Source organism: Citrobacter sp. Colony219, assembly GCF_019382635.1.
Taxonomy (GTDB): Bacteria; Pseudomonadota; Gammaproteobacteria; order Enterobacterales; family Enterobacteriaceae; genus Citrobacter; species Citrobacter youngae.
In genome coordinates this window covers 1,796,771-1,809,678 of record NZ_CP080033.1, presented here as the reverse complement: position 1 = coordinate 1,809,678, position 12,908 = coordinate 1,796,771, and the positions used below count along the sequence as shown (strand labels likewise).

10 protein-coding genes and 4 tRNA genes are annotated in these 12,908 nt (G+C 52.8%); 6 read left to right on the top strand and 8 right to left on the bottom strand.

Annotation, left to right across the window (positions count from 1 at the left end):
- The first annotated feature begins 96 nt into the window (after positions 1 to 96).
- From galE to gpmA, 5 genes are all read left to right on the top strand, one after another.
- Positions 97 to 1,113, top strand: a complete 1,017-nt coding sequence (galE, locus tag JTI85_RS07880) for a UDP-glucose 4-epimerase GalE (protein ID WP_040232497.1) — start codon at positions 97 to 99, stop codon at positions 1,111 to 1,113.
- 9 nt (positions 1,114 to 1,122) lie between these two features.
- Positions 1,123 to 2,169, top strand: coding sequence for a galactose-1-phosphate uridylyltransferase (gene galT / locus JTI85_RS07875; RefSeq protein WP_101741883.1), 1,047 nt, complete (start codon positions 1,123 to 1,125; stop codon positions 2,167 to 2,169).
- Positions 2,170 to 2,172: 3 nt separating this feature from the next.
- Complete coding sequence (gene galK / locus JTI85_RS07870) at positions 2,173 to 3,321, top strand: galactokinase (protein WP_115600753.1); 1,149 nt, start codon at positions 2,173 to 2,175, stop codon at positions 3,319 to 3,321.
- The gene (gene galM, locus JTI85_RS07865) at positions 3,315 to 4,355 is read left to right on the top strand and encodes a galactose-1-epimerase (protein WP_048212233.1); all 1,041 of its coding nucleotides are present in this window, start codon (positions 3,315 to 3,317) and stop codon (positions 4,353 to 4,355) included. The genes galK and galM overlap by 7 nt, the downstream gene beginning before the upstream one ends.
- Positions 4,356 to 4,575: 220 nt before the next feature.
- Positions 4,576 to 5,328 (top strand): 2,3-diphosphoglycerate-dependent phosphoglycerate mutase, encoded by a 753-nt coding sequence (gene gpmA / locus JTI85_RS07860; protein WP_003022999.1) that lies wholly within the window; start codon positions 4,576 to 4,578, stop codon positions 5,326 to 5,328.
- Positions 5,329 to 5,385: 57 nt separating this feature from the next.
- Here gpmA and JTI85_RS07855 read toward each other — a convergent pair whose 3' ends face one another.
- Together JTI85_RS07855 and aroG are read right to left on the bottom strand one after the other, a co-directional pair.
- Positions 5,386 to 7,815 carry an autotransporter outer membrane beta-barrel domain-containing protein gene (locus JTI85_RS07855; protein ID WP_219352384.1) on the bottom strand — a complete coding sequence of 810 codons (2,430 nt, stop codon included), beginning with the start codon at positions 7,813 to 7,815 and terminating at the stop codon, positions 5,386 to 5,388.
- 200 nt (positions 7,816 to 8,015) lie between these two features.
- The gene (aroG, locus tag JTI85_RS07850) at positions 8,016 to 9,068 is read right to left on the bottom strand and encodes a 3-deoxy-7-phosphoheptulonate synthase AroG (RefSeq protein ID WP_003831449.1); all 1,053 of its coding nucleotides are present in this window, start codon (positions 9,066 to 9,068) and stop codon (positions 8,016 to 8,018) included.
- 375 nt (positions 9,069 to 9,443) lie between these two features.
- On the opposite strand from aroG, the gene zitB reads away from it, so the two are divergent.
- Positions 9,444 to 10,385, top strand: coding sequence for a CDF family zinc transporter ZitB (gene zitB / locus JTI85_RS07845; protein ID WP_219352382.1), 942 nt, complete (start codon positions 9,444 to 9,446; stop codon positions 10,383 to 10,385).
- Here zitB and pnuC read toward each other — a convergent pair.
- The 6 genes from pnuC to JTI85_RS07815 form a co-directional block, all read right to left on the bottom strand.
- On the bottom strand, positions 10,382 to 11,101 hold the full coding sequence (gene pnuC / locus JTI85_RS07840) for a nicotinamide riboside transporter PnuC (RefSeq protein WP_061067547.1): 720 nt from the start codon (positions 11,099 to 11,101) through the stop codon (positions 10,382 to 10,384). The two genes, zitB and pnuC, sit on opposite strands and share 4 nt — an antisense overlap.
- A gap of 27 nt (positions 11,102 to 11,128) precedes the next feature.
- Complete coding sequence (gene nadA / locus JTI85_RS07835; RefSeq protein ID WP_219352381.1) at positions 11,129 to 12,172, bottom strand: quinolinate synthase NadA; 1,044 nt, start codon at positions 12,170 to 12,172, stop codon at positions 11,129 to 11,131.
- A gap of 281 nt (positions 12,173 to 12,453) precedes the next feature.
- Positions 12,454 to 12,529: transfer RNA gene (locus JTI85_RS07830), tRNA-Lys, on the bottom strand.
- A gap of 47 nt (positions 12,530 to 12,576) precedes the next feature.
- Positions 12,577 to 12,652: transfer RNA gene (locus JTI85_RS07825), tRNA-Lys, on the bottom strand.
- A 46-nt stretch (positions 12,653 to 12,698) separates the two neighbouring features.
- Positions 12,699 to 12,774 (bottom strand) — tRNA-Lys (locus JTI85_RS07820).
- 3 nt (positions 12,775 to 12,777) lie between these two features.
- Positions 12,778 to 12,853, bottom strand: a tRNA-Val gene (locus JTI85_RS07815).
- Between the last annotated feature and the right edge of the window lie 55 nt (positions 12,854 to 12,908).

Sequence of the window (12,908 nt, the reverse complement as noted above, 5' to 3'; positions counted from 1 at the left end):
GCGTGTAAACGATTCCACTAATTTATTCCATGTCACACTTTTCACAACTTTGTTATGCTATCTTCATTACATGATATAGGCATAACGGAGCGAATTATGAGAGTATTGGTTACAGGTGGTAGCGGTTACATTGGAAGCCACACTTGTGTGCAGTTGCTTAAGAATGGCCACGACGTCGTGATCCTTGATAACCTCTGCAACAGTAAGCGCAGCGTACTGCCCGTTATTGAGCGTTTAGGTGGAAAACATCCGACATTCGTCGAAGGTGATATCCGTAACGAAGCGCTGATCACCGAAATCCTGCACGATCATGCCATCGATACGGTCATCCACTTTGCCGGTCTGAAGGCCGTCGGCGAATCCGTTGCTAAACCGCTGGAGTACTATGACAACAACGTCAACGGCACTCTGCGTCTGGTCAATGCGATGCGCGCCGCCAACGTGAAAAACTTCATATTCAGCTCCTCCGCCACAGTCTATGGCGATCAGCCGCAAATTCCTTACGTTGAAAGCTTCCCGACCGGTACACCACAAAGTCCGTACGGCAAAAGTAAGCTGATGGTGGAACAGATCCTGACCGATCTGCAAAAAGCACAACCTGAGTGGAGCATCGCGTTGTTACGCTATTTCAATCCGGTTGGCGCACATCCGTCAGGAGACATGGGCGAAGACCCGCAAGGCATCCCTAACAATCTGATGCCTTACATCGCGCAGGTTGCCGTGGGCCGCCGTGAGTCTCTGGCCATATTTGGTAATGACTACCCGACCGAAGACGGTACCGGCGTTCGCGATTACATCCACGTGATGGATCTTGCCGACGGTCACGTTGTCGCAATGGAAAAACTGGCGGGCAAACAGGGTGTGCATATTTACAACCTTGGCGCTGGAGTTGGTAGTAGTGTACTGGATGTGGTCAACGCCTTCAGCAAAGCCTGCGGTAAGCCAGTGAACTACCATTTTGCTCCACGCCGCGACGGCGATCTGCCTGCCTACTGGGCCGATGCCAGCAAAGCAGACCGCGAACTTAACTGGCGCGTGACGCGTACACTGGATGAAATGGCACAAGATACCTGGCACTGGCAATCACGCCATCCACAGGGATATTCGGATTAAGGACCAATCATGACGCAATTCAATCCTGTCGATCATCCACATCGCCGTTTTAACCCGCTCACCGGGCAGTGGATCCTCGTTTCACCGCATCGCGCCAAACGCCCCTGGCAGGGGGCGCAGGAAACTCCGTCTAAGCAGGTACTGCCCGCGCATGATCCGGACTGCTTCCTGTGCGCGGGCAATACGCGCGTTACCGGTGACAAAAACCCGGATTACACCGGGACCTATGTCTTCACTAATGACTTTGCGGCTCTCATGTCTGATACCCCGGACGCGCTCGACAGCCACGACCCACTAATGCGTTGCCAGAGCGCACGCGGTACCAGCCGCGTGATCTGCTTCTCGCCCGATCACAGTAAAACGCTGCCAGAGCTCAGCGTCCCTGCGCTAACAGAAATTGTACAGACGTGGCAGGAACAAACCGCAGAGTTAGGAAAAACCTATCCCTGGGTGCAGGTATTTGAGAATAAAGGCGCGGCGATGGGCTGCTCGAACCCGCACCCCCACGGACAAATTTGGGCCAACAGTTTCCTGCCCAACGAAGCCGAACGTGAAGATCGCCTACAGAAAGCGTACTTCACTGAACAGGGCACGCCAATGCTCGTTGATTACGTCCAGCGCGAACTGGCGGACGGCAGCCGTACGGTCGTAGAAACCGAGCACTGGCTGGCGGTTGTCCCTTACTGGGCTGCATGGCCGTTCGAAACGCTGCTGCTGCCGAAAGCGCATGTCCTGCGTATTACTGATTTGACCGACGAACAGCGTGCTGACCTGGCGCTGGCGTTGAAAAAACTGACCAGTCGTTATGACAACCTGTTCCAGTGCTCTTTCCCCTACTCTATGGGCTGGCACGGTGCGCCGTTTAACGGCGAAGAGAATGGTCACTGGCAGTTGCACGCACACTTTTACCCGCCGCTGCTGCGTTCCGCGACCGTACGTAAGTTTATGGTTGGTTACGAAATGCTGGCTGAAACCCAGCGCGACCTGACGGCAGAGCAAGCGGCTGAGCGACTGCGTGCGGTCAGCGACATCCATTTTCGCGAATCCGGAGTTTAAATAATGAGTCTGAAAGAAAAAACACAATCTCTGTTTGCAGAAACGTTTGGCTACCCTGCCACCCATACTATTCAGGCTCCGGGTCGCGTAAACCTGATAGGCGAACACACCGATTATAACGACGGCTTCGTTCTGCCCTGCGCCATCGACTATCAAACCGTCATCAGTTGTGCGCCGCGCGATGATAGAAAAGTTCGCGTGATCGCCGCTGATTACGACAATCAGATTGATGAGTTCTCCCTCGATGCGCCGATTATCGCCCACGATAGCCAGCAATGGTCGAACTACGTGCGTGGCGTGGTGAAGCATCTACAAAAACGCAGTAATGCCTTTGGCGGCGCGGATCTGGTGATCAGCGGTAATGTCCCGCAAGGCGCGGGCTTAAGCTCTTCCGCCTCGCTGGAAGTGGCTGTGGGCACCGTGTTCCAGCAGCTCTATCACCTGCCGCTCGACGGCGCGCAGATCGCCCTGAACGGCCAGGAAGCGGAAAACCAGTTTGTCGGCTGTAACTGCGGCATTATGGACCAGCTCATCTCCGCGCTGGGCAAGAAAGATCATGCGCTGCTGATCGACTGCCGTACGCTGGGCACCAAAGCCGTTTCCATGCCGGAAGGTGTGGCGGTGGTGATCATAAACAGTAACTTTAAACGTACGCTGGTTGGCAGTGAGTACAACACCCGTCGCGAACAGTGTGAAACCGGCGCGCGTTTCTTCCAGCAGCCAGCGCTGCGTGATGTCAGCCTTGAAGAGTTTAACGCCGTCGCCCATGAGCTGGATCCGATTGTCGCCAAACGCGTCCGCCACGTCATCACAGAAAATGCGCGTACCGTTGAAGCAGCACAGGCGCTGGAAAAAGGCGATCTGCTACGCATGGGCCAACTGATGGCGGAATCTCATGCTTCAATGCGCGATGACTTTGAAATTACCGTGCCGCAAATTGATACGCTGGTAGAGATTGTCAAAGCGACCATCGGCGATAAAGGCGGTGTACGCATGACCGGTGGCGGCTTCGGCGGCTGCATCGTGGCGCTGATCCCACAAGATTTGGTGCCTGCCGTGAAGCAGGCTGTCGCCGGGCAGTACGAAGCAAAAACCGGTATCAAAGAAACATTCTACGTCTGCAAACCCTCACAAGGAGCCGGACAATGTTAAACGAAATCCCCGTGCAGGCTCCGGACGGTCAGCCGTTTCGCCTGCTCACCCTGCGCAATGACGCAGGGATGGTGGTCACGCTGATGGACTGGGGCGCGACGCTGCTGTCTGCCCGTATTCCGCTCAGCGATGGTAGCGTGCGCGAAGCATTACTCGGTTGCGCCAGCCCGGAACAATACCCACAACAGGCCGCATTTTTGGGGGCCTCGATTGGCCGCTACGCTAACCGTATCGCCAACAGCCGCTATACTTTTGCCGGCGAAACAGTTGAATTAATACCAAGCCAGGGCGACAACCAGCTGCACGGCGGGCCGGACGGTTTCGACAAACGTCGCTGGCAGATAGTCAATCAGAATGACCGTCAGGTGCTGTTCGCCTTAACGTCTGACGATGGCGATCAGGGCTTTCCGGGTCACCTCTGCGCCACCGCGCAATATCGCCTGACCGATGATAACCGTATTTCGATTACCTACCGTGCGACAGTGGATAAGCCCTGTCCGGTGAATCTGACGAATCACGTTTATTTCAACCTCGACGGCGACAAAACGGATGTCCGCCAGCACAAGCTGCAGATTCTGGCCGATACGTACCTGCCGGTTGATGAAATGGGTATCCCGCATGACGGACTGAAACCCGTGGCGGGCACCTCGTTCGATTTCCGTGCACCTAAACGCATCGACAGCGAGTTTCTGACCGATGACGATCAGCGCAAGGTGAAAGGTTACGATCACGCTTTCTTGTTACAGACGCAAGGCGATGCCCGCAAACCGGTCGCCATGGTCTGGTCCCAGGATGAAAAACTGCAAATGGAGGTCTACACCTCTGCCCCGGCATTGCAGTTCTATTCCGGTAACTTCCTCGGTGGTACGCCATCCCGTGGGCCTGACGCCTACGAAGACTGGCAAGGACTGGCGCTGGAAAGTGAGTTTCTGCCTGACAGCCCAAATCATCCGGAATGGCCGCAGCCAGACTGCTTCCTGCGACCGGGCGAAGAATACGCCAGCGTGACGGAATACCGGTTTATTCCTGCCTGATAGTTAACCGTGACGAGCCGATACCCGGCTCGTCATTTATCCCCACGCGAGATCCGCTCAAAACCACCCCACTCAAAGACAAAATCGCAACCTTGAGTTCACAAGAACCTTACACTGTGCCGCTATTTTCGCTATGGTTATGCGTAAGCATTGCCGCTGACACTTTACGGCAATATAATGAGAATTATTATCATTCAATATGATTTATAGGAGTGAGTGTATGGCTGTAACTAAGCTGGTTCTGGTACGTCATGGTGAAAGTCAGTGGAACAACGAAAACCGCTTTACCGGTTGGTATGATGTTGACCTGTCTGAAAAAGGCGTGGGCGAAGCAAAAGCGGCAGGTAAACTGCTGAAAGAGGAAGGCTACAGCTTCGATTTTGCTTATACCTCTGTGCTGAAACGTGCCATCCACACCCTGTGGAATGTCCTGGACGAACTGGATCAGGCCTGGCTGCCGGTTGAGAAATCCTGGAAACTAAACGAACGTCATTACGGCGCACTGCAGGGGCTGAACAAAGCCGAAACTGCTGAAAAATACGGTGACGAGCAGGTTAAGCAATGGCGTCGTGGCTTTGCGGTCACCCCACCGGAACTGACTAAAGATGACGAGCGCTATCCGGGTCACGATCCGCGTTATGCCAAACTGACCGACAAAGAACTTCCGGTTACCGAAAGCCTGGCACTGACTATCGATCGCGTTATCCCTTACTGGAATGAAACCATTCTGCCGCGCATGAAAAGCGGTGAGCGCGTCATTATTGCCGCTCACGGTAACTCCCTGCGTGCGCTGGTGAAATACCTGGATAACATGGGCGAAGATGAGATCCTCGAACTGAACATCCCGACCGGTGTACCGCTGGTGTATGAGTTCGACGAAAACTTCAAGCCGATCAAACATTACTATCTGGGTAACGCTGACGAGATCGCAGCAAAAGCTGCAGCGGTAGCCAACCAGGGTAAAGCGAAGTAATTTCATCAGGCCTACAAGCTTGCTTGTAGGCCTGATTACTCTGTTTTTTATGCCACTTTACCAGCTGTAACGGACGTCCAGGCTACCGTTGAGATCGCCATAATCATTACATCCCTTTTGCCCAGCAACCTGACCCGTGATGCTCCACTGGCTATTCAGATTCGCCTGAATACCTACTTTCACCTCGGCGCGATCTGCCGGAAGATCCTGCTTCACCTGCGCGCCATCAAACGAAACGGCAACATCATCGCTGGTGTGTAACCAGTTCACCTCCGCAAACGGCTGGATAACCGATGTGGTATTCTTGTGCAGCTTGCCATCTACCCGCAGTCCGAGGCGCGTGGTCCAGCTGTCACCGTTTTGTCCATCAATACGCGTTCCATTCTGCACAACCGCGTCCGCTTTATATTGCTGCCATGTCACCTGAGCCTGTGGCGTCAGGCTGACAGTGTTCAGGTTTTCAAGTCCGATGTCATACCGATAGCCCGTTTCCAGAGAAACAGCGCTGGCTGTCGAATCATAATCCTTTGAACCCACGTCGCCGTTATTTACGCTGTTATTGTATAGGCCGTACTGGTACCAGCTATCCACATACAGCCCGCTATGGTCCTTCACATCCGCAAACCAGGTGGCATAAGCCCCGAGATTGTAACCGGCTACGTTACCACTGGCAGAAAACTGGCTCCCATCCGCCCCTCGGTTACCGGTGCTGTCCGTATCGGCGTTGATATAGCTCACCATCAGCCCTGCTTTCAGGCTCTGCACGCTATCATCCCAGCTCAGTATATCGCCGCCAATCTGGAGCTGAGAATAGTTGTTGTCAATATCCACATGACCGTTTGCAGCCTGTGATGATGCATCACCTGCTTTAAAGCGCATCCACATACTGCCGTCATCGGTACGTAACTGGCTGCCTTCGCGGTCATAAAGGGTCTGCATTTGCAGATTACGCGCCATCCACTGGTTGCCGAGATAGGCGCCGATATCAGCGCGATACTGAGGGTTCACAGGGACGGCATTGCCACCGTCATCCGGATTAACCGGAGTGACATCTCCACCATCGTCAGGATTAACCGGGGTAACGGTCTGCGAGCGCAAATACCAGTCACCACCGTCCTGATACAAGCGGTATTCATACAATCCGACCTGAACCTGGTTGCCCTGGGTGAAGACGCCGTCAGACTGACCGCCGACATCTATCACCTCGATCCCCTGCGTGGTGAGAGCTCCGTCCCCGCCAGTATTAGTAACAAAGACAGTGGTCGTGCCTGCGGTATCGCCGGAAATGAGGAGCTTATCCGTCGGGGAGGCATCATCCCCCAGCTGTGTATTAAGGGAGAGCGTGCCATTATTACCGGTGTAATTGCCGTTAATTGTGAGGGTGTGACCGGTCTCATTGCTCTGACTGATGGCGATGTTGCCAGCATTCGAGACATCATCATTGATAACGCCGGTACCACCGAGGGTTGCCCCTGCAGCGACGCTGACAGAGCCGGAAGGTAGGTAGGCCATTAACTGCGAAGATGAGCCAGATACTGTGGGGACGCCGATAACGGCAGAATCAGCGAGCCAGAGGGTGCCTTCGTCGACAAGCGTGTCACCAGCGTAAGTGTTGTTACCGGTAAGCAGCAACGTACCCTGCCCGGTTTTTTGCAGGGACCCAATGCCCTGAATGCTGTTGCTCTCGGTACGGGAGGCTCCCGCGTCGAGGTCATAATCCAGGATCCCATTGTTGGTGATAACACCGGTTACGGCATTAACGGTGGCACCGGTTTTAATCAGGGTAGTACCTTCAAGGATGGCATAATCTGATTCCAGCCAGAGTGAGCCGCCGCTGTTGACGGTAGTGTTGCTGGCGAAACTGGCTATTTCTATGCCGTCCTCGTGTGTTCTAAGTACCAGCGCCCCCCCCTGATTTACAGTCGTGTTTTTAACGATACCATAGACTTCCTGCACACCCTTGTTATTGATGGTCGCGCCGCTGGATAACCCAAAAACGCGTTCCTTCCCACCAACATTGATGACGGAATCCACTGCGGTTCCGTACACATAGTTTCTTGCTCCCGAATTGATGGTAGTGTGTTCTGCTGTACCATAGACATCCTGTTGGCCTTTTCCGCTCAGCACGGCATTCACGGAGGTGCCATTCTCCTGAATCTGGAGAGTGCCTCCCGTTACCTGCGCATCCTGAGACAGTCCGCCGTCCATGACCACCTGCCACCCGTCTTCTATCGTCGTATTGAAGGCGCTGCCGTAGACATCCTGAAAGTCATCTGTGGCATTCAGGGTCTCTCCACTAACGGACTCACCGGCCACAACAGTCGGGGTATAATCCGCCATCGCCGGACCAGAGAGTAACCCCAGCAGCGTGGCGATGCCTGCCGCCCTGGCCTGGCTTTTTATCTGACTGTCACCCTGTGCAAATTCAGAAGCCACGACATACATATTACGCGCGGTATTCCAGACGATGTTAAAGCTTTTATTCATATTCATCCCTTTATATTTATATTAAATCCTGGGAATATGATAACCTTGGATTTAATATATTTATTACAGGAATGATAAAATTAGGAATATATTTATATTCACCTTAGAAATATATTGAGTATATAAATAAAATGAGCTTATTAATATTAATTAAAAAAACCGGCCTGATTCGCCGGTTTTAATAAGGGAGGAAGATAACTTTAACCGCGACGCGCCTTGACCGCATCCGCCAGCTGGCGCAGCACTGCATCGGTGTCTTCCCAACCAATGCAGGCATCAGTAATGCTTTTGCCGTAGGTCAGCGGCTCACCGCTATCCGGGTTCTGATTACCCTCGACCAGATGGCTTTCGATCATCACGCCAATAATCGCTTTTTCGCCGCCAGCGACTTGTCCACAAACGTCTTTCGCAACATCCATCTGCTTTTTGAACTGCTTGCTGGAGTTGGCATGGCTAAAGTCGATCATCACTTGCGCAGAGAGTCCTGCTTTAATCAGACCTTCTTTTACGTCTGCGACGTGCTGAGCGCTATAGTTTGGCTCTTTGCCGCCGCGCAGAATAATATGGCAATCGCCATTACCGCTGGTATTCACGATCGCCGAATGACCCCATTTGGTCACGGACAGAAAGCAGTGTGGCGCTCCTGCGGCGTTGATTGCATCAATCGCGACTTTGATCGTGCCATCGGTACCGTTTTTAAAACCAACCGGGCAAGACAGACCCGATGCCAGCTCGCGGTGTACCTGGGACTCAGTGGTACGCGCCCCGATCGCGCCCCAACTCATCAGGTCGGCGAGGTATTGCGGCGTGATCATGTCGAGGAATTCACCCGCAGCCGGCAATCCGCTGTCGTTGATATCCAGTAGCAATTTACGTGCAATGCGCAGCCCATCGTTGATCTGGAAGCTGTTGTCCATGTGCGGATCGTTGATCAGCCCCTTCCAGCCGACGGTGGTACGCGGCTTTTCAAAATAGACGCGCATGACGATTTCAAGCTCGCCTTTTAACTCTTCGCGCAGCGCCAGCAGGCGAGCGGCGTACTCTTTGGCGGCTGCCGGATCATGAATAGAGCACGGCCCAATCACCACTAACAGGCGATCGTCGCTCCCTTTCAGAATTTTATGAATCGCCTTACGGGCATGAGCCACCGTGTTTGCAGCATTTTCAGTAGCGGGGAATTTTTCCAGCAGTGCGACTGGCGGTAATAACTCGTTGATCTCTTTGATGCGTAAATCGTCGTTCTGATAATTCATGATTATTCCAGCGTTGCCATACTTATATAAATGAATGCAATCCCTCCAATCTATATCTTCAGTCATAAAGTGTAAACGGGGTTTTACAGTACGAACCGTGTTATCCCGGGATTACGCAAAAAAACGCAAGAATGTAGCGAATAATCAGATCCAAACCGCAAATTCCAACTTTAATTGCTGATTTTATTATTATTTTCAAAATTCTGTGCTGGCTATCGATGCACATTGTGGATTTTTACCCACTGTACTGTAAGGCAATGCCCAATATTTACGTGGCTGATAACGGGAGAATAGAAGCTCTCCTTTTTAATTTTATCCCCCCAAAAACGGTATGATGTCATACAGTAAAGGTGAGAATAACAAAGGGATGGCACAATGGCGCACTCACATACTCATACTTCCCCTGACCAGCCAAAGGATAATAACGCCCGTCGACTGCTGTTCGCCTTCTGCATTACAGCGGGGTTCATGCTGGTTGAAGTGGTGGGAGGGATACTCTCCGGCTCGCTGGCCTTGCTGGCCGACGCCGGGCATATGCTTACGGATGCGGCAGCACTGCTTTTCGCGCTGCTGGCCGTCCAGTTTTCCCGTCGCCCGCCTACAATACGCCACACTTTCGGCTGGCTGAGGCTCACGACGCTGGCTGCATTCGTTAATGCCATCGCATTGGTCGTTATCACCATTTTAATCGTCTGGGAGGCGATTGAGCGCTTCCAGACACCTCGTCCCGTGGCGGGCGGCATGATGATGGTTATTGCTGTCGCGGGTTTACTGGCCAATGTGCTTGCTTTTTGGGTTTTACATCGCGGCAGTGAAGAGAAAAACCTCAACGTCCGCGCCGCAGCGTTGCATGTAATGGGGGATTTACTCGGCTCGGTCGGGGCGATCATCGCTGCGCTGATTATTATCTGGACGGGCTGGACCCCTGCGGACCCTATTCTCTCTATTCTGGTTTCCGTACTGGTGCTGCGCAGTGCCTGGCGATTGTTAAAAGATAGCGTCAATGAATTGCTGGAGGGCGCACCTCATGCGCTGGATATCGCCGCCCTACAGCGACATCTCTGCCGGGATATTCCCGAAGTTCGCAATGTGCACCATGTCCACGTCTGGATGGTGGGTGAAAAGCCGGTCATGACGCTGCATGTGCAGGTGATCCCGCCGCACGATCATGATGCCCTGCTGGAACGTATTCAGCATTTCCTTATCCATCACTACCAGATTGAACACGCGACGATCCAGATGGAGTATCAGCCATGCAATGGGCCGGACTGCCACCTGTATCAGGGCGTGTCCGGCCATTCACATCATCACCATTAATGAGACAGCGCGTGGGAACCTCGTTCACGCGCGCTGTTAATCCACATCCTGCTCCCGTTGAGGGCGATAACCGTCAGGATCATGTATTCCAGCGACATGGCATACACCCCTTGCAGGGCAAAGATCACCACGCTGATTACGTTGATGATTACCCACAGCAGCCAGTTTTCAACGTATTTGCGCGTCATCAGGATCATCGCCACAATCGATAGCACCATCATGCAGGAATCCCAGAACGGGAACGCATCGGGTTGCAGTTCAGGCACAGCAACCTGTAACCCCAATGCCTGCATTATGTTGACCGCAATGCGAGTCAGGAACGCAAACACCGGATCGATATAGACCGACATCAGGCCGATCGCTACCACGCAGGCCGCCAGCCAGCCCAGCGCTTTTGGTAACGGTAGCCAGCGAATTTTAAGTTCCGCTTCATGCTGGCTGGTTTGCCGGGACCAGGCGTACCAGCCGTAGATGTTGGCGGCAAAGAAAAAGACTTGCAGCAACAGGCTGGCATAAAGCTGGATCTGAAAGAAGATAATCGCAAACAGCGTGACGTTTATCAGGCCGAAGAAGTAATTGCTTATTTTCTCAAGGCTCGCCAGGCCAATACACAGCAACCCGGCGATCGTCCCCACAGCTTCGATCCACGACAGATCGTAACCGCCAGCGCCGATCGGAATATGTACCAGAATGTTCTGCGTGCTAAAAAAGTCCATCTTTTCCCCCAGAGCAAAAATAAATAATTAAGCTCGAAGTGTAGCCGCAAATTCCAACATGCGGTTTAACGGCAACAACGCCCCTTCTCGCAGCGCAGCATCAACATGTATCTCATGATCCGCTCCGCCTTGTTCCAGGCCCTCAGCAATCGCCTTGAGGCCGTTCATCGCCATCCACGGACAATGCGCACAGCTGCGACAGGTTGCCCCCTCACCGGCTGTCGGCGCTTCAAGCAATTCTTTATCCGGAACGGCCTGCTGCATTTTGTAAAAAATGCCCCGGTCAGTCGCCACAATCAGCTGTTGATGCGGTAACGATTTAGCTGCGTTGATTAACTGGCTGGTTGAGCCAACCGCATCGGCCATATCAACGATAGACTGAGGGGACTCCGGGTGCACCAACACCGCAGCATCAGGGTAAAGCCCCTTCATGCGTGTTAAAGCCTGAGTTTTAAATTCGTCGTGGACGATACAGGCCCCCTGCCAACAAAGAACGTCTGCACCGGTCTGTTTTTGCACGTAGTTGCCCAGATGTCTGTCCGGAGCCCAGATGATTTTTTCACCTAAACTATCAAGGTGCTCAATAAGTTCTACCGCGATACTGGACGTGACAACCCAGTCCGCACGTGCTTTAACGGCAGCGGAGGTATTGGCGTAAACCACCACAGTACGTTCCGGATGCGCATCGCAAAACGCGCTGAAAGCATCAATCGGACAACCCAGATCTAATGAACATTCCGCCTGTAAGGTCGGCATCAGGATGGTCTTTTCCGGGCTGAGGATTTTGGCGGTTTCCCCCATAAACCTCACGCCTGCAACCAACAGCGTAGAGGCAGAATGTTTTGATCCGAACCGCGCCATCTCCAGCGAATCTGAGATACAGCCACCGGTCTCTTCGGCCAATTGCTGAATTTCAGGATCGGTGTAATAGTGCGCGACCATAACGGCATCACGCTCTTTCAACAGGCGCTTGATTTTTTCACGATAAAATTGCTTTTCATCCACACTCAGCGGTGCTGGCTTCGGCGGAAACGGATAAATTGCTGCTTCTGGATCAAACATCACGCTCATCTTGCTTTCTCGTTTTACTGGCTTAACGAAATAACCGATTAAAAGCGTGGCGCACGCTGTATTCGGTTAGATTTGTTTTATATGCTAAACAAGATAGCGGATTGGTGTAGAAAAGTCACAAGAATTGCGTGTGATGCATGCCGAATGGCGACTGACGTCTTACCCGGCCTACATGAGTCGTGTCGTCTGTAGGGCTGATAAGCGAAACACATCCGGCAAGCAGGTTCGAATCAAAAATCCTGCGCATAGCAAAAAGGCGCCTTTAGGGCGCCTTTTTACACTGGTGGGGCGTGCAGGATTCGAACCTGCGACCAATTGATTAAAAGTCAACTGCTCTACCAACTGAGCTAACGCCCCCATATGGGGTTTACTGCTTTACTCTTTTCAGGAACCCACCGCAATATTGGTGGGGCGTGCAGGATTCGAACCTGCGACCAATTGATTAAAAGTCAACTGCTCTACCAACTGAGCTAACGCCCCATTTGGGTGTTACCTGAAAATTTTTTACTCGGAACCACCAAAATAGTGGTGGGGCGTGCAGGATTCGAACCTGCGACCAATTGATTAAAAGTCAACTGCTCTACCAACTGAGCTAACGCCCCGAGTGGTGGGTGATGACGGGATCGAACCGCCGACCCCCTCCTTGTAAGGGAGGTGCTCTCCCAGCTGAGCTAATCACCCGATACTACGCTGGATACTACTTACTAACTGAGTTAGTGGTGGGTCGTGCAGGATG

Coding starts and splice junctions, on each gene's coding strand:
- galT (WP_101741883.1), top strand. CDS start 1,123: ATGACGCAATTCAATCCTGTCGATCATCCACATCGCCGTTTTAACCCG.
- galE (WP_040232497.1), top strand. CDS start 97: ATGAGAGTATTGGTTACAGGTGGTAGCGGTTACATTGGAAGCCACACT.
- galK (WP_115600753.1), top strand. CDS start 2,173: ATGAGTCTGAAAGAAAAAACACAATCTCTGTTTGCAGAAACGTTTGGC.
- aroG (WP_003831449.1), bottom strand. CDS start 9,068: ATGAATTATCAGAACGACGATTTACGCATCAAAGAGATCAACGAGTTA.
- galM (WP_048212233.1), top strand. CDS start 3,315: ATGTTAAACGAAATCCCCGTGCAGGCTCCGGACGGTCAGCCGTTTCGC.
- gpmA (WP_003022999.1), top strand. CDS start 4,576: ATGGCTGTAACTAAGCTGGTTCTGGTACGTCATGGTGAAAGTCAGTGG.
- pnuC (WP_061067547.1), bottom strand. CDS start 11,101: ATGGACTTTTTTAGCACGCAGAACATTCTGGTACATATTCCGATCGGC.
- JTI85_RS07855 (WP_219352384.1), bottom strand. CDS start 7,815: ATGAATAAAAGCTTTAACATCGTCTGGAATACCGCGCGTAATATGTAT.
- zitB (WP_219352382.1), top strand. CDS start 9,444: ATGGCGCACTCACATACTCATACTTCCCCTGACCAGCCAAAGGATAAT.
- nadA (WP_219352381.1), bottom strand. CDS start 12,172: ATGAGCGTGATGTTTGATCCAGAAGCAGCAATTTATCCGTTTCCGCCG.